At 68.5% G+C, this 15,748-nt stretch carries 16 protein-coding genes; 4 read left to right on the top strand and 12 right to left on the bottom strand.

Going from position 1 to position 15,748, the window contains the following annotated elements:
* Positions 1–22: 22 nt before the first annotated feature.
* Genes ACTJKH_RS11080 through ACTJKH_RS11095 form a run of 4 tightly spaced genes read right to left on the bottom strand, consistent with a single transcriptional unit; the run spans position 23 to position 3,725 of the window.
* Positions 23–877: a class II fructose-bisphosphate aldolase gene (locus tag ACTJKH_RS11080; protein ID WP_440736952.1), complete on the bottom strand. Its 855-nt coding sequence runs from the start codon at positions 875–877 to the stop codon at positions 23–25.
* Complete coding sequence (locus tag ACTJKH_RS11085) at positions 874–1,815, bottom strand: 1-phosphofructokinase family hexose kinase (protein WP_440736953.1); 942 nt, start codon at positions 1,813–1,815, stop codon at positions 874–876. The genes ACTJKH_RS11080 and ACTJKH_RS11085 overlap by 4 nt, the downstream gene beginning before the upstream one ends.
* Positions 1,812–2,804, bottom strand: a complete 993-nt coding sequence (locus ACTJKH_RS11090) for an ROK family protein (RefSeq protein WP_440736954.1) — start codon at positions 2,802–2,804, stop codon at positions 1,812–1,814. The genes ACTJKH_RS11085 and ACTJKH_RS11090 overlap by 4 nt, the downstream gene beginning before the upstream one ends.
* 24 nt (positions 2,805–2,828) lie before the next feature.
* Positions 2,829–3,725 carry an SIS domain-containing protein gene (locus ACTJKH_RS11095; protein ID WP_440736955.1) on the bottom strand — a complete coding sequence of 299 codons (897 nt, stop codon included), beginning with the start codon at positions 3,723–3,725 and terminating at the stop codon, positions 2,829–2,831.
* A 290-nt stretch (positions 3,726–4,015) separates the two neighbouring features.
* Between ACTJKH_RS11095 and ACTJKH_RS11100 the strand changes: the two genes are divergently transcribed.
* The 3 genes from ACTJKH_RS11100 (at position 4,016) to ACTJKH_RS11110 (ending at position 7,174) form a co-directional block, all read left to right on the top strand.
* On the top strand, positions 4,016–5,260 hold the full coding sequence (locus ACTJKH_RS11100; RefSeq protein WP_259161041.1) for an extracellular solute-binding protein: 1,245 nt from the start codon (positions 4,016–4,018) through the stop codon (positions 5,258–5,260).
* Between the two features lie 178 nt (positions 5,261–5,438).
* Positions 5,439–6,251, top strand: a complete 813-nt coding sequence (locus tag ACTJKH_RS11105) for a carbohydrate ABC transporter permease (protein WP_440736956.1) — start codon at positions 5,439–5,441, stop codon at positions 6,249–6,251.
* 2 nt (positions 6,252–6,253) lie between these two features.
* Positions 6,254–7,174 (top strand): carbohydrate ABC transporter permease, encoded by a 921-nt coding sequence (locus ACTJKH_RS11110; RefSeq protein ID WP_440736957.1) that lies wholly within the window; start codon positions 6,254–6,256, stop codon positions 7,172–7,174.
* Between the two features lie 142 nt (positions 7,175–7,316).
* Here the strand turns inward: ACTJKH_RS11110 and ACTJKH_RS11115 are convergent, their stop codons facing one another.
* Together ACTJKH_RS11115 and ACTJKH_RS11120 are read right to left on the bottom strand one after the other, a co-directional pair.
* The gene (locus ACTJKH_RS11115) at positions 7,317–8,483 is read right to left on the bottom strand and encodes an ROK family protein (protein WP_440736958.1); all 1,167 of its coding nucleotides are present in this window, start codon (positions 8,481–8,483) and stop codon (positions 7,317–7,319) included.
* 138 nt (positions 8,484–8,621) lie between these two features.
* A complete protein-coding gene (locus ACTJKH_RS11120) occupies positions 8,622–8,921 on the bottom strand; it encodes a chorismate mutase (protein WP_042541193.1) in 300 nt (99 codons plus the stop codon).
* A gap of 94 nt (positions 8,922–9,015) precedes the next feature.
* On the opposite strand from ACTJKH_RS11120, the gene ACTJKH_RS11125 reads away from it, so the two are divergent.
* Positions 9,016–10,305, top strand: coding sequence for an AI-2E family transporter (locus ACTJKH_RS11125; protein ID WP_440736959.1), 1,290 nt, complete (start codon positions 9,016–9,018; stop codon positions 10,303–10,305).
* Between the two features lie 88 nt (positions 10,306–10,393).
* On the opposite strand, the gene ACTJKH_RS11130 is transcribed toward ACTJKH_RS11125, so the two are convergent.
* The 6 genes from ACTJKH_RS11130 to ACTJKH_RS11155 all read right to left on the bottom strand — a co-directional run bounded on the left by ACTJKH_RS11130 (position 10,394) and on the right by ACTJKH_RS11155 (position 15,634).
* On the bottom strand, positions 10,394–11,317 hold the full coding sequence (locus ACTJKH_RS11130) for an ABC transporter substrate-binding protein (protein ID WP_440736960.1): 924 nt from the start codon (positions 11,315–11,317) through the stop codon (positions 10,394–10,396).
* Positions 11,318–11,369: 52 nt separating this feature from the next.
* Complete coding sequence (locus tag ACTJKH_RS11135; protein WP_259161056.1) at positions 11,370–12,101, bottom strand: ABC transporter permease; 732 nt, start codon at positions 12,099–12,101, stop codon at positions 11,370–11,372.
* A complete protein-coding gene (locus tag ACTJKH_RS11140) occupies positions 12,098–12,778 on the bottom strand; it encodes an ABC transporter permease (RefSeq protein ID WP_210096562.1) in 681 nt (226 codons plus the stop codon). Before ACTJKH_RS11140 ends, ACTJKH_RS11135 begins: the two co-directional genes overlap by 4 nt.
* Positions 12,775–13,662, bottom strand: coding sequence for an ABC transporter ATP-binding protein (locus ACTJKH_RS11145; protein WP_440736961.1), 888 nt, complete (start codon positions 13,660–13,662; stop codon positions 12,775–12,777). Before ACTJKH_RS11145 ends, ACTJKH_RS11140 begins: the two co-directional genes overlap by 4 nt.
* Before the next feature lie 64 nt (positions 13,663–13,726).
* Positions 13,727–14,029, bottom strand: a complete 303-nt coding sequence (locus tag ACTJKH_RS11150) for a DUF427 domain-containing protein (RefSeq protein WP_194764477.1) — start codon at positions 14,027–14,029, stop codon at positions 13,727–13,729.
* A gap of 171 nt (positions 14,030–14,200) precedes the next feature.
* Complete coding sequence (locus tag ACTJKH_RS11155) at positions 14,201–15,634, bottom strand: dihydrolipoyl dehydrogenase family protein (protein ID WP_440736962.1); 1,434 nt, start codon at positions 15,632–15,634, stop codon at positions 14,201–14,203.
* Positions 15,635–15,748: the final 114 nt, after the last annotated feature.

Consider the following 15,748-nt stretch of genomic DNA (forward strand, 5'->3'; position numbering starts at 1 on the left):
CATCCTGCCCGGTTCGCGCAGCTCACCCCGCCACCTCGGCGGTCTCGAGCGCGAACAGGCGCAGCATCCGTGCGGCCTCGCCGGCGAGCGCGTCACGGGCAGGCGTCAGGTACTTGCGAGAGTCGACGAGCTTCTGGTCGGCGTCGAGTGTCGTGCGGATCGCCCGGGTGAAGAAGCCGTTCAGGTGGGTCGAAACGTTGATCTTGGTCATGCCCGCCCGCACCGCGTCGGCGATCACGGCGTCCGCGACGCCCGACGAGCCGTGCAGCACGAGCGGCACGTCGAGCGCGCCGTGCAGTCGCACGATGAGGTCGAGGTCGAGGGATGCCGTGCGATCGGTCATCGCGTGCGACGACCCCACCGCCACGGCGAGCGCGTCGACTCCCGTCGCGGCGACGAACGCGCGCGCCTCGTCGGGGTCGGTGCGCACTCCCGGCGCGTGCGCGCCGTCCTTGCCGCCGACCTCGCCGAGCTCGCCCTCGATGTAGACACCCGCGGCGTGCGCGCGCTCGGCGACGGCAGCGGTGATCGCGACGTTCTCTTCGTAGGGCAGCGTTCCGCCGTCGAACATCACCGAGCCGAATCCGAGGGCGATGGCCTCGTCGACGAGCTCGGGCCGCTCGGCGTGGTCGAGGTGCACGGCGACGGGTGTCGCGGCCCGACGGGCGATCGCGAGGGTCGCCAGCGCGATCGGCTCGAGTCCGCCGTGATAGTCGGCGCAGTTCTGCGAGATCTGCAGGATCACCGGCAGCCCCGAGTCGGCGGAGGCGCGCACCAGCCCCTCGGCGGTCTCGAGGTGGATCACGTTGAACGCGCCGATGCCGGTGCCGCGCGTCGCGGCATCCGTCACCAGCTCGCGGGCGGAGACCAGGGTCACAGACGTTCCTCTCGAACGGTGGGGATGAAGGGGCCGACGACGAGGCTCTGTTCGAGCGCGACCCACTCATCGGAGATCTCGCCGGCGAGCGGCATGAGCACGGCGGCGGCCGACCAGGCGGTCGCTCGGCGGAGGATCGTCTCGGGGTCTCGGATGCCGTCGGCGTAGAGCACCGCGCAGGCAGCCACTCCGGCGTCGCCGGCACCGGTCGGGTTGCCGGCGAGCGCGGCATCGAGGCGAGCGTGCAGCACATCGGATGCCGTGACCGCGAGCATGCCCTCGGCGCCGAGCGACAGCAGCACCAGCTCGACCCCGCGCTCGAGGAGCGACCGAGCACCCTCGATGGGGTCGGCGAGGCCGGTCGCCTCGACGAGTTCGGCGGCGTTCGGTTTGAGGACGGATGCGCCCGCATCCGCCGCGAGCAGCAGGGCGGGGCCCGAGGTGTCGACGATCACGGGAACACCTGCGTCCCGCGCCGTGCCGATCAGCAGAGGCAGCAGCGTCTCGGGCGCACCCGGCGGCAGGCTGCCGGAGATCACCAGCACCTGCGCGCCGGGAAGAGCGTCGACGACCTCGCCGAACAGCGTCGCCCACTCGGGATCGGTCGGATTCACACCGCGCTCGTTCACGATCGTCGTGTCGCCGAGCTCTCGGTCGACGATCGCGATGCTCTGCCTCGTGGCACCGACCACCGGCACGAGCCGGTGTGGCACACCGCTCGCTCCGAGTTCGGCGGCGAGCTCGACACCGGCGCGACCGCCGGCTGTCGAGACGGCGAGCACCGAGGCGCCCTGGGCGTGCGCGACGCGCGCGACGTTGAGTCCCTTGCCGCCCGCACGGGCCGCACCGGCATCCGCTCGATGCGTCTCGCCGAGGATGAGCCGAGCGACGTGCCAGGTGAGGTCGAGCGCCGGATTGGGGGTCACGGTGAGGATCATGCGAGCTCCCTCGCGCGCAGGGCCGCTCCGAGTATGCCGGCGTTGCCCGACAGCTCGGCGGGCACGAGTTCGGGGATGCGGTGGAAGCTCAGCCGCTCGGCGAGGCGCGCACGCAGCTCGTCGAAGAGCGCACCACCCGCGCGCGAGAGGCCCCCGCCGATCACGACGGCTTCCGGGGCGACAACTGCGGTGAGCTGGGCGAGCGAGAGGGTCAGCGCGTCGAGCGCCGAGTCCCAGATCTCGAAGGCGACAGGATCGCCGTCCGCGGCACGTGCGATCACGTCTTTCGCGCCGTCGGGCGTGATCCCCGTCGCCTCGCGGTAGCGACGCGCGATCGCCCCCGCCGAGGCGACGACCTCGAGGCATCCGCGGGCGCCGCAGGCGCACACGGGCCCGTCGGCGATCGGCGAGTGACCGATCTCGCCGGCGTAGCCGCCGGCTGTGTAGGGCTCTCCCCCCACGAGCAGGGCGCCCGCGATGCCGGTTCCGATGACGAGCACCACCGAGTTCGAGTAGGCGCGGGCGCCGCCCAGGCGATGCTCCGCCCAGCTCGCCGCACGGACGTCGTGGTCGAACGCCACCGGAAGGCCCAGCTTCGCCGACGCGAGATCGCGCAGCGGGGAATCGTGCCAGCCGAGGTTGCTGGCGAAGACGCCGAGCCCGGCATCCGCGTCGACGATGCCCGGAACTACGAGGCCGACCGCCCGGGGCACGACGTCAGGGTGGTCGGCTCGCAGCTCGGCGGCGAGCACACCGAGGCGCTCGATGAGCACCTCGGTGCGGTCGCCGTCGGCGACGGGAGTCGGGGTGCGTCGCAGGCCCAGTGCCGTGCCGTCGGCATCGAACAGCGCCGATTTGATGTCGGTGCCGCCCACGTCGAACGCGAGCACGGGCGCGCCTGCGCCCAGCGTCCGCGCGCCGGCGAGCCTCTCGCCCGACGCGTCGCTCACGACATCGGCGATGCGCTGCGCATCCTCAGGCCTGGTCATCGACTGCTCCGCAGGTGGGTCGGGTCATGCATCCAGGATGACGGATCGGGTGAGGTTGCGAGGCTGGTCGGGGTCGAGGCCGCGCGCGACGGCCCGGTCGAGTGCGACGCGGTGCAGGCGCACGAGGTCGGCCAGGGGGTCGATCGGATGCTGCACGAAACGCGCCCCCGTGGCCTCGACCTGCGCGGCCAGACCCTCGGGCGCCTCACCGAACTGCCAAGTCACGCGACCCGGCGCGGCGATCGCGATCGGACCGTGGCGGTATTCCATCGACGGGTACGACTCGGTCCACGACTGCGACGATTCGCGCATCTTCAGTGCGGCCTCGTGCGCGAGGCCGACGGTCCAGCCACGGCCGAGGAACGAGTACTGCTCGGCGTCGCGGAGCTCGTCGTCATAGTCGGCGGCGAGCACGGCGACGGCATCCTCGATCGCACCGGTGAGGTCTTCACCGAGCGACGCCCGGAACAGCGCGAGCGCGGTGGTCGCGAAGCGGGTCTGCACGACGGACTTCTCATCGGCGAAGGGCAGCAGCACGGCCTCGTCGACGAGAGAGACGAGCGGCGAGGTCTCGTCTCCGATCACGCCGATCGTGGGCACGCGACCCTTGATGCGGTCGACCAGTTCGAGGACCTCGGTCGTGGTGCCCGAGCGCGTGAGCGCGACCACGGCGTCGTAGCCGCGGTCGACGAACGACTCGGAGGCGGCGAACGCGTCGGTCTCACCCTGGCCGGAGGTCTCGCGGAGGAACGCGTACGACTGCGCCATGAACCACGAGGTGCCGCAGCCGACGACGGCGATGCGGGCTCCGGATGCGGGCAGCAGCGCCTGTGCGTCGCGGAGATCGGCGGCGCGAGCCCACGTCTCGGGCTGCGAGGTGAGCTCTTCGCGCATGTGTGCGCCGGGCAGAAGTTCGGTCATGTCGGGCCCTCCGGACCAGATGTTGCAAGTTTGTGATTGTTTAGGTGCTGATTCGATCATAGTATTTCGACACAAGGAAATCTCGCAAGGTTCCTCTTGATTTGTTTATTCTCCTGACAAATAATCGAACAAGTTCCACCGCCCCTCCGGCGACCCGGTCCATGGAGGGTTCTCCGAGCCGACCCGGCTTGACCGATCGCCCAGCCACCAAGGGAAGGCGATCACACGCACCGTCGCGTGAGTTGTACTTGCGACTGTGCACCACCTACACAGTGAGGAATGCAATACACATGAAGAAGTCACTGCGATTCGGCGCCGTTGCCCTGGCGGCAACCGCCACGCTCACGCTCGCTTCGTGCGGGTTCGGCGGCTCCACCGGAAGCGGCGGAGACGCCGAGGGCGAGACCACTCTCAACCTCCTCGTCCCCAGCTACTCCGACGCCACCAAGGGCCTGTGGGAAGACGTGATCGACGGGTTCGAGAAGGAGAACCCCGACATCAAGGTCGACCTCGAGGTGCAGTCGTGGGACAACCTCGAGAAGGTCGTCTCGACCAAGATCCAGGCGGGCGAGGCTCCCGACATCTACAACGGCGGCCCGTTCGCCGGGTTCGTCGGCGACGAGCTGCTCTACCCGGTCGAGGACGTCGTCTCGGAAGACACGTACTCCGACTTCCAGGACGCGTTCCTCGCGAACGCCGAGGTCGACGGCACCGCCTACGCGCTGCCCCTGATCGCATCGGCCCGTGCACTGTTCGTCAACAACACCCTGCTCGACCAGGCCGGCGTCGAGGCGCCGAAGACCTGGGACGAGCTGCTGGATGCCGCGACCAAGGTGTCGGCACTCGGCGGCGGCGTGGCCGGATACGGCATGCCCCTCGGCTCCGAAGAGGCGCAGGCCGAGGCCGCCGTGTGGCTGTGGGGCGGCGGCGGCTCGTTCGGCGATGCCTCCGAGATCACGATCGACACCCCCGAGAACCTCGTCGGTGCCGAGCAGATCAAGAAGATGATCGACGCCGGCGCGACGCAGGCCGACCCGGGTTCGACCCAGCGCTCACCCCTGATGGACATCTTCATCCAGGGCAAGATCGGCATGCAGGTGGGTCTGCCGCCGACGGTGGGCCAGATCGAAGAGGGCAACCCCGAGCTGGACTACTCCATCGTGCCGATCCCGACGAAGGACGGCTCGCCGTTCACGCTCGGCGTCATGGACCAGCTGATGGCGTTCCAGAACGACGGTGACAAGCAGGAGGCGATCACCAAGTTCTTCGACTACTACTACTCGGCCGACGTGTACGTGCCGTGGGTGCAGGCCGAGGGCTTCCTGCCCGTCACCAAGTCGGGTGCCGAGCAGCTCTCCGGCGAGGAGGCCCTCAAGCCGTTCCTCGACGTGCTGCCCGACGCGCAGTTCTACCCGTCGACGAACGAGAAGTGGTCGGCCACCGACGGCGCCTTCAAGTCGCTGTTCGGCCAGCTGCAGACGAAGTCCGCGCAGGATGTCCTGACCGAGATCCAGGCACAGGTCGACGCGGGCTGAGCCCCGCCGACGGAGAGGTTCGGATATTCCATGAGCCAGACGAAAGAATCCTCGAACCTCGCGGGGGCNCCGCACCCCGGGCCGTCGATCGGGCGCCGCCCGCGGCAAGCCCGGCGGAAAGGACCTGCTCCAGGCGCTGCCCTGGATCGCTCCCGCCCTGCTCCTCATCATCGGCGTGGTGCTGTTCCCCGCCGGTGTGATGTTCTTCAACTCCACCCGCGACATCTCGCTGTCGGGCCTCGACAAGGGCTCGGTCGGCTTCGACAACTTCGTGACGGTGTTCACGTTCGCCGAGTTCTGGCCGATCATCTTCCGTACGGTCGTCTGGGTCGTCGTCGTGGTCGGCTTCACCGTGATGATCTCGCTGGGCCTCGCGCAGATCCTCAACAAGGCCTTCCCCGGCCGCCAGATCGTGCGCATGGCCGTCATCGTGCCGTGGGCGGCATCCGTGGTGATGACGACCATGGTCTTCTATTACAGCCTCGAGCCGTACTTCGGAGTGTTCAACAAGTTCCTGTACGACATCGGGCTCTCCGATGACGCGGTCGGCTACGGGTGGACGAAGAACCCGGCGACCGCCTTCGCGTGGTCGATCGTGATCGCCGTCTTCGTCTCGCTGCCGTTCACGACGTACACGATCCTGGCGGGACTGCAGACGGTTCCGTCAGACACCCTCGAGGCCGCGAAGATGGACGGCGCCGGAGCGACCCGCACGTACTGGACCATCGTGCTGCCGCAGTTGCGCAGCGCTCTCGCAGTCGCCGTGCTCATCAACATCATCAACGTGTTCAACTCGCTGCCGATCCTCAAGGTGATGACGGGGTCGATCCCCGGCTACGGCGCCGACACGATCATGACGATGATCTTCAAGTACATCGAGCTGCAGAAGAAGGTCGACGTCGCGAGTGCGCTCTCAGTCGTGGCCTTCCTCATCGTGATCGTGATCGTCGCGATCTACGTCAAGGCCGTCAAGCCCATGAAGGAGGTCTGATCATGACCCTGACCGAGACCGCCCTCGTCACGACCGCCGGAGACGACGCCGCTCCCCGCATCCCCGGGCGCAAGCGCCGCTACACCGAAGACCAGGTGACGCTGCCCCGCGTCATCCTGCGCATGGCCGCCGGCATCCTCGTGCTCGCGATCTTCGTGCTGCCGTACCTGATCATGTTCTTCGGCTCCGTGAAGACCAAGCCGCAGATCCGCTCGGTCGATCCGACGTACCTCCCGACCGAGTGGCACTGGGAGAACTACATCACGATGTGGTCGACCCCCGAGACGCCGCTGCCGTACAACCTGATCTCGACGATCATCATCGCCGTCTTCGCGACGCTGCTGGTGCTCGTGGTCTCGCTCCCCGCGGCGTACTACACGGCCCGGTTCACCTTCCCCGGTCGCATGGTGTTCCTGTTCCTCGTGATCGTGACGCAGATGCTGCAGCCGGCCGTGCTCACCTCGGGCCTGTTCCGCCAGTTCACGACCCTGGGACTCGGTGACACGTGGGCGGCGATGATCTTCATCAACGCGGCGTTCAACCTCTCGTTCGCGGTGTGGATCATGCACTCGTTCTTCGCCGGCATCCCCAAGGAGATCGACGAGGCCGCCCAGATCGACGGCGCCGGCCGCTTCACGGTGCTGTTCAAGATCAACCTGCCGCTGGTGTGGCCGGGCATCGTGACCGCGATCGTCTTCACGTTCGTGGCCTGCTGGAACGAGTTCGCCGCATCGCTCGTCATCCTCTCCACCGACAAGAACCAGCCGCTCTCGGTCGCGCTGACGAAGTTCGTGGGTCAGTACGAGACCAGCTGGCAGTACGTGTTCGGAGTCTCGATCGTCGCGATCCTGCCCGTCGTCATCCTGTTCATGCTCATCGAGAAGCGCCTCGTCGGCGGGCTCACCGCCGGCAGCGTCAAGTAGACCCATCGGAACGGATGCGGAGCGCCACCCCGGTGGCGCTCCGCATCGCCGTCTCCGGGCGGACTGCAGCGTTCAGGCTCGTTCCGGTCCGAGCACGGAAGCGCGCAGCGTCAGTCGCGAGAAGCGGATGAAGCGCGGAGAGTCAGTCGCGAGAGGCGGATGCCGCGCGCAGCTGCGCCGGGCTCCAGCGCACGCCCAGCGCGCTGGACAGCGCCACCTGAGCGACCCCGGTGGAGATCGAGGCGTCCGCATCGGCATACCGCACGGGCACGTTCGCCGTTCCGGTGGCGGTGTAGTCGATCTCGGCCTGGACGAGACGGAGGAACCGATCGCCGAGCGCGCGCGCCGGGCCGCCGATCACGACCTCGGCGGCGTCGAGCACCGCCGCGATGAGCTTGATCGTGCGCGCCAGTGCGCGCGCGCCGTCGGCCAGCCGCTCGTCGTCGGCTGTCGCGGCGAGGGCCTCGATCGCCTGGTCGTCGAGCGCGTCGTCGAAGTCGTCGCCGAACATGGCCGTCATCGATGCCACCGACTCCAGGCATCCCTGCCGTCCGCAGCGGCAGGGGCGTGCGGCGTCGCCGAACTGCACCTGCACGTGGCCGATCTCGCCGGCGCGGTCACGGGGCCCGGGGGCGAGTTCGCCGTCGAGCGTGACCGCCGCTCCGATCCCGGTGCCGATGTGGATGAAGAGGCGGTACCCCGACGACTCCAGCTCCCGGGCGGACTCGGCGATCGCCTCGGCATCCACGTCGTTGACGAGCAGCACCGGAACGCCGAGCAGCGCCTCGAACCGATCAGCGAGAGCGACGTCGGTCCAGCCGAGCTGCACGCTCTCGAAGACGCGTCGGCCGTCGGTCGTGCCGGGGAGCTGCACACCCGCGACGAGCAGACGGTCGCGATGAGCGGTGGCGATGTCGGCGAGCGCGTCGTCGAGCATCCGATCCCGCGTTTCCTCCGAGTACGCGACCCTGCGCGTCTCGACCTCGGCGCCGTCGAGACCGACCAGCGCGATGCGCGCGTCAGTCGGCCGGACCACGAGCACCAGGATGAGGTGATGAGCGGCGTCGATGCTGAGTGTCGTCGCCCGTTTGCCCCCGGTGCTGGCGGCCTGGGCGCCCTCGGCGATCAGCTGGAGATCGATGAGCTCGGCGACGAGAGACGAGGCGGTGGCCGCCGTGAGCCCGGTCGCGCGAGCGATACCCGCGCGCGTCTGCGTGCCGGGTTCACGGAACACGAGCTGCAGCGCCCGCCGCAGGTTGGCACGACGAACCGACGCCTGCGTGTCGAGTGCATCGTCGCCGTTCAGCATGGAGCCGGTCCCGTTGTCGGAATTGATTGACAGACCAGGGGGTTCTGCGTACCCTCAGTCATAGTTTATTCAATAAACTTAGTTCGGTCCCCGGGCGGGTGAGTGCTGCACACACTGTCACTCGCCCGGAAGGCCGGATCATCGCCCCTCAGCGGCTTCCGTGTGATGGCGGATCACCTCGGCCACCACGAAGTTGAACCACTTCTCGGCGAACTCGGGGTCGAGATGCGCATCCTCGGCGAGTGCCTTGAGGCGCGCGACCTGCTGCTCTTCGCGACCGGGATCGGATGCCGGCATCTCATGCTCGGCTTTCAGCTGCCCGACTTGCTGCGTGGCGCGGAAGCGCTCCGCGAGCATGAAGATGAGTGCGGCATCGATGTTGTCGATGCTCGAGCGCAGTCGGAGGAGTTCAGCCCGGGGATCTTCGGCGGCGGTCATGCCCCCTACTCTACGGAAACACGGGGCTGAACGACCCCATGCGACAGCGCGGATGCTCCCCGGTCGCGCCGCTGTCGAGCGCTATCGTGAGCACATGAGCCGAGAAGAGCAGGAACCGTCGTCGAGCGCGTCCGCTGCCGCATCCGACCCGTCCCCGACCTCGGAGTCACGGGTGTCGGCACCGGCCGAGACCGCCGGCGACTCAGCCGTCGGCGACTCAGTCACCGGCGGTGCGCCCGAGTCCCCGGCCGTCGTCACGACCGCGCTCATCGACCAGACAGGGTCACAGGCTCCCCGCACTGTCGTCGTCGAGCCGATGACGCCGAGCCGCTCGTTCTGGACGCGCATCGACCGCCCGTTCGTGTTCGGCTTCCTCGTGACCCTCGGGGGCCTCGCGGCGCTCGTGCTCGGCCTGGCCGTCGCGAACCTCTCGACCGTTCTCATCTACATCGCCCTCGCGCTCTTCGCCGCACTGGGACTCGATCCGACCGTGCGGTTCCTCGAACGGCGCGGGCTGTCTCGGGCCATCTCCGTGGTCGTCGCGATCCTCGGACTCATCGTCGTGGCGGGCCTCGTGGTGTGGATGGTGCTGCCTGTCGTGATCGAGCAGATCGCGAGCTTCATCCGGTCGGTGCCCGGCATGATCCAGGAGTTCATGCGCAGCGATATCTACGCGACCCTCGAAGACCAGTTCGGCGACCAGTTCGAATCCCTGGTCACCGACGTGCAGAAGTTCCTCACCGACCCCGGCAACATCGCCGCGATCGGCGGAGGGGCCCTGCAGGTCGGCGCGTCGATCGCGAATGCGATCTCGGGCATCATCGTGGTGCTCGTGCTCACGCTCTACTTCGTCGCGACCCTGCCCTCGATCAAGACGGGAATGCTGCGTCTCGCTCCTGCCCGTGACCGCGCTCGCGCAAGCGACATCACCGACCAGATCACCGACTCCGTCGGCGCCTACGTCATGGGGATGGTCGTGCTCGCGTTCTGCAACGCCGTCCTCACCTTCCTGCTCTATCTCTTCCTCGGCCTGCCGTTCCCTCCGCTGATGGCGACCGTCGCGTTCTGCATCACCCTGATCCCGCTCGTCGGATCGGTGATCTTCTGGATCATCGGCAGTGGGCTCGCGCTCTTCAGCGATCCCGTGGCGGCGCTCGTGTTCGCCCTCATCTACGTGGTCTACATGCAGATCGAGGCGTACGTCATCACTCCCCGCGTGATGAACAAGGCCGTCGCCGTTCCCGGGGCGCTCGTCGTGATCGGCGCCCTCGCCGGGGGTACGCTGCTCGGCCTGCTCGGTGCCCTGGTGGCGGTGCCGGTCGCGGCATCCATCCTCATCATCATCAAGCAGGTGCTGATCCCGCGACAGGATGCCCGGGTCTAGCCCGCCCCGAGCCGGCTCACACCACCCCGCGCACGCAGAAGCGCCCGGCCCCCTGAGGGACCGGGCGCTTCGCGCGAGACGACTCGACTCAGACGAGGTCGTTGTCCTCGAGCCACTTCTTGGCGATGTCGGCCGACGACTGCTGGTCGACGGTGCTGAGAACGTTGAGCGCGACGAGCTCCTCACCGGTCAGCTTGGCGCTGATGGCGTTGAGCACGTCCGACACGTCGTCGGCGATGTCGCTCGAGACGATCGGCACCACGTTCGACGAGATGATGAGGTTCTCGGGGTCTTCGAGCGCCACGATGTCTTCGGTCTCGAAGGCCGGGTCGGCCGTGTAGATGTCCGCGACCTGGATCTGGCCGGCGAGCAGCGACTCGAGCGTGGTCGGGCCGGTGGCCGAGAACGCCAGGTCGACGCCGTAGACCTCCTTGGCCTTCGCCGGGCTGTACGGACGCTGCTCGAACTCGGGAGCCGCGCCGATCGTGACCTGAGAGGTCACCTTCGACAGGTCGCCGATCGTCTTCAGGTCGTTCTCCTCGGCGAAGCTCTTCAGCACCGTGTAGGAGTCCTGGTCGGTCGCCTCGGCGAAGTCGAGGGCCGTCAGGCTCTCCGGCAGAGCATCCTGCAGAGCCGCGTAGACGTCGTCAGGGCTGGTGACGTCGACCTCGTCGTCCGAGATGTACTCGAGCAGGCTGCCCGTGTACTCGGGGAAGACGTTGATGTCGCCGGACTCGACGTCGGGCATGTACGCGTCGCGCTGACCGATGTTGAGCTTCTTCTCGACGTCGAAGCCTGCCGCCTCGAGCGCCTGGGCGTAGATCTCGGCGATGATCTCGTTGGAGTAGTACGCCTGCGAGCCGACGACGATCGTGTCGCCGCTGCCCGAGCCTTCGGTCGAGTCGGACGGCTCGTCGAGCGGGTTGCTCGACGAGCAGGCCGACAGGGCGAGTGCTGCCGCGGCGACCAGGCCGACGGCGAAGACAGAACGCTTGCCTCGTGCTGTGAACATGGACTTCCTCTTCTCTGGAACTGCTGTGGGGGACATCACGGAGATGGACGATTCAGGCGGTGGCCGCTGCGGCGGTCGGCTGTGCGGAGCCTCGCGACCGACGGCGGGTGGGGCGACCGATGCGGAGGCCCGCAGGGACGGCGGCGCGCTGCGCGGCCGCGAGGAGCAGGTCGACGAGCAGCGCGAGCACGGCGACGATGATCGCGCCGGCGAGCACCTGATCGAACCGGCGCAGGGGGATGCCCTGGATGATCGGCCAACCGAGGCCGCCGAGGTTGACGTAGGCGGCGATCGTGACCGTCGCGATGACCTGCAGGAGCGCCGAGCGGATGCCGCCGACCAGAAGCGGCAGGCCCAGCGGCACCTCGACCTTCCAGAAGATCTGCCAGCCGGTCATCCCCATCGCCTTGGCCGAGTCGATCACGCGACGGTCGATCGCCTCGAGGCCCGTATAGGCGCCGGCGAGCAGCGAGGGGATGGCGAGGAGCACGAACGTGACGATGGCCGCCTCGGGGATGCGCAGCACGCCGAGCAGCAGCACGAGCAGCACCATCAGACCGAAGGCGGGGATCGCGCGGGCGGCTCCGGAGACGGCGACCGCGATCTCGCGGCCACGACCCGTATGCCCGATGAGCCAGCCGATCGGCAGCGCGATGACCGCCGCGATCAGCACCGAGATCGCGGTGAGGGCGAGGTGCTGGCCGAGCAGCACCGGCAGCGCATAGCGACCCTGCCACTGCTCGGGGGCGAGCATCCAGGCGATGGCTTCGGCGAAGAGGTTCATGCGGGAGCCCCCACGGCGAGAGCACGGGCGGCGGCGGGCTTCGACGCAGCACGCGTCCACGGCATCAGCGCGCGGCCGAGAAGCAGCAGGATCAGGTCGATCACGAGAGCGATCACGACGACGGCGACGACGCCCGCGAAGACCTCGGCGATGATGCGTCGCTCGAGGCCGTTCGTGAAGAGGTAGCCGAGATTGGTGACGCCGATCAGGATGCCGACCGTGGCCAGCGAGATCGTGCTCACGGCCGTGACCCGCAGACCCGCCAGGATCACGGGCCCGGCGAGCGGGAACTCGACCGCCCAGAAGCGGCGGAACGCGGCGAACCCGGTCGCCGTCGCCGCCTGACGGACGCCGTCATCGACCGAGTCGAGGCCGTCGGAGACCGCACGCACGAGGATCGCGATCGCGTAGATGGTCAGCGCGATCACGAGGTTGGATTCACTGATCGCCGAATATCCGAGTGCGGCGGGCAACAGGATCAACAGCGCGAGCGAGGGGATCGTGTACAGCAGCCCGGTGAGCACGATGATGGGTCCGCGTACGAGGCGGAACCGCCAGGCGACCCAGCCGAGCGGGAGCGACAGCACGAATCCGAGCACGATCGGGATGATGCTCTGACGCAGATGCACCAGAGTCAGCTCGAAGATCAACCCGAGGTTGTCGGTGACCCAGTTCACGCGCGCTCGCCCTGGATCGCGCCGAGGGCGGCGGCATCCGGTCCTGCCAGCGGACCGTCGGACTTCTCGGCGTCGCTCACGATCGCGCCCTGGGTGCGACCCTCGGAGTCGACCACCACGGTGCCGTGCGGCGTCTCTTTGAGGTGCAGTGCGCGGCGTCCGCGGTCGGCTCCGATGAAGGATGCGACGAAGTCGTCTGCCGGGTTCTCGATGATCTCGCTCGGGCTGCCCACCTGAACGATGCGAGCACCCTTGTCGAGGATCACGACCTGGTCGCCGAGCAGGAACGCCTCGTCGATGTCGTGCGTGACGAAGACCACCGTCTTGTCGAGTTCGCGCTGCAGCCGCAGCGTCTCCTGCTGCAGGTCGGCGCGCACGATCGGGTCGACGGCACCGAACGGCTCGTCCATGAGCAGGATGTTCGGATCGGCCGCGAGGCCGCGGGCCACCCCGACGCGCTGCTGCTGGCCGCCCGAGAGCTGGCTCGGGTACCGCTCGGCCAGCGACTGGTCGAGACCGACGGTGGTCAGCAGCTCGCGCGCCCGCTCGTGAGCCGGACCCTTCTTCACGCCCGTCAGGCGCAGCACCGTCGCGACGTTGTCGATCACGGTGAAGTGGGGCATGAGGCCCGAGTTCTGCATCACGTAGCCGATGCTGCGGCGCAGCGCGACCGGATCGCCGCCGAGCACGCTCTCGCCGTCGATCTCGACGTCACCCGAGGTGGGCTCGACCATGCGGTTGATCATCCGCAGCAGAGTGGTCTTGCCACAGCCGGACGATCCGACGAAGACGGTCGTCTGGCGGGAGGGCAGCACCAGGCTGAAGTCCTTGACGGCTGTCGTGCCGTCGGGGAACTGCTTGGTGACGTTGCGGAATTCGATCACGATTACTCTCCGGTCGATCGATCGACGAGACGGGCATCAGCGCCCCGGCTGCGGCATACAGAGGTCATGCGGACACTTCGACACGGGGGTCGAACGCGACGAAGCCCGAGAAGTCCTTGCCGACACGGTCGAAGGCGCTCGGGTACGGGGTCGGATACGACCAGGCGTAGTCGGTGTGCAGCTCGCCGCCGGCCTGCACCGAGTAGTACTGGGCAGCACCCTTCCACGGGCACGTGTACGGAGTCGGGCTCTCGACGAGCGCGCCCTCCGTGATGGATGCCGGCGGGAAGTACCAGTTGCCTTCGATGCGCGCGAGATCGCTCTCGTCAGCCTCGGCGATGACGGTTCCTGCGAGTACAGCCTTCATGGTCCTGCCTCCTCGGATGTGGGTTCGAGCGTATAAGAGGTGTGCGACATCCGCCCCAGGCTTGCGCTGGGGGGCGTCAATGTGAGAAACAATCCTGCTCCGGGCACGCCGACCGCACCCGGCCTCTCACGGTCTGTTCGGAGCGGATGCCGGGACGGATGGCGCGGGAGGTCATGCCGATTCCCGCCCGTAGCCCTCCAGCAGCCGCAGCCAGACCTCGCTGATCGTCGGGTAGGCCGGAACGGCGTGCCAGAGGCGCGCGATGGGCACCTCGCCCACGATCGCCACGGTCGCGGTCTGCACGAGCTCGGCGACCTCGGGGCCGACGAACGTGGCGCCGATGATGACGTCGCGCTCCTTGTCGATCACGATGCGCGCCTGGCCCTCGAAGCCGTCCTCGTAGAGGCTGGCGCCCGCGACCCCGCCGAGGTCGTAATCCACCACGGCGACATCTGTGCCCGCCTCACGGGCCTCGGCCTCGGTCTGCCCGACCGATGCCACCTCGGGGAACGAGAACGTCACCTGGGGGGCCGCGGTCCTGTCGGCCGTCGCCACGTGCTTTCCCCACGGCTCGTCGTCGACATCCGCGCCCTGCGCCCGAGCCGCGATGACATCGCCGGCCGCCCGCGCCTGGTACTTGCCCTGATGCGTGAGGAGCACGCGGCCGTTGACATCGCCGACCGCGTAGAGCCAGTCGGATCCGGGGACGCGCAGCGTGTCGTCGACCGTGATCCAGCGCCCCGGCTCGAGGCCCACGACGTCGAGCCCGATGTCTCCGCTGCGCGGCGAACGGCCCGTCGCGACGAGCACCTCCGCCGCGGTGACCGTCGATCCGTCATCGAGCACGATCGACACCCCGTCGTCACCGCGCGTGACGCTGGTGGTACCCGTGTCGGTGCGCACGTCGACGCCGAGCTCCTTCAGCCCCGCGGCCACCCGCTCACCCGCGAACGGCTCCATCGTGCCGAGCAGACCGCTCCGGGCGATGATCGTCACCGTCGAGCCGAGAGCCGCGTACGCCGTCGCCATCTCGACCGCGACGACTCCGCCGCCGATCACGGCCAGCGACTCGGGAAGCTCTTCGGCGCTGGTCGCCTCACGGCTCGTCCACGGGGATGACTCGCGAAGGCCTTCGATCGGCGGGATCACCGCATCCGATCCCGTGCTGATCGCGACGGCATGGCGGGCGCGCAGAACGCGGGTGCCGCCGTCGGCATCCGTCACCGTCACCTCGCGCTCGCCCGTCAGGCGACCGTGACCTCGGGCCAGGTCGATGCCGGCCGAGTCGAGCCACTTGACCTGTCCGTCATCCGACCAGTTGCTCGTGAACGAGTCGCGGCGGTCGAACACGGCCCGCACATCGAGCTTTCCGGTGATCGCCTCCTTGGCTCCCGCCACGTGCTGGGCCGCGCGCAGCGCCTGCCCAGAGCGCAGCAGCGCCTTCGACGGCATGCACGCCCAGTACGAGCACTCGCCGCCGACCAGCTCGCTCTCCACGATGATCGCGGTCAGTCCGTCCTGCACGGCGCGGTCGGCGACGTTCTCGCCCACCGGACCTCCGCCCAGCACGATCAGGTCGTATTCGTCGGTCTTCTCAGCAGTCATGGGGTGCACCTCTCCGTCGCCCAGTCTTGCTCAGAAGCAACGCCGAGTCACGGGGTGGTGTTCCGCCGGAGCTTGTGCAAGAGCGCTCCGGGCGCGTCGTCGGCGTCGGCCACT

Source organism: Microbacterium sp. 22215, assembly GCF_052045655.1.
Taxonomy (GTDB): Bacteria; Actinomycetota; Actinomycetes; order Actinomycetales; family Microbacteriaceae; genus Microbacterium; species Microbacterium phyllosphaerae.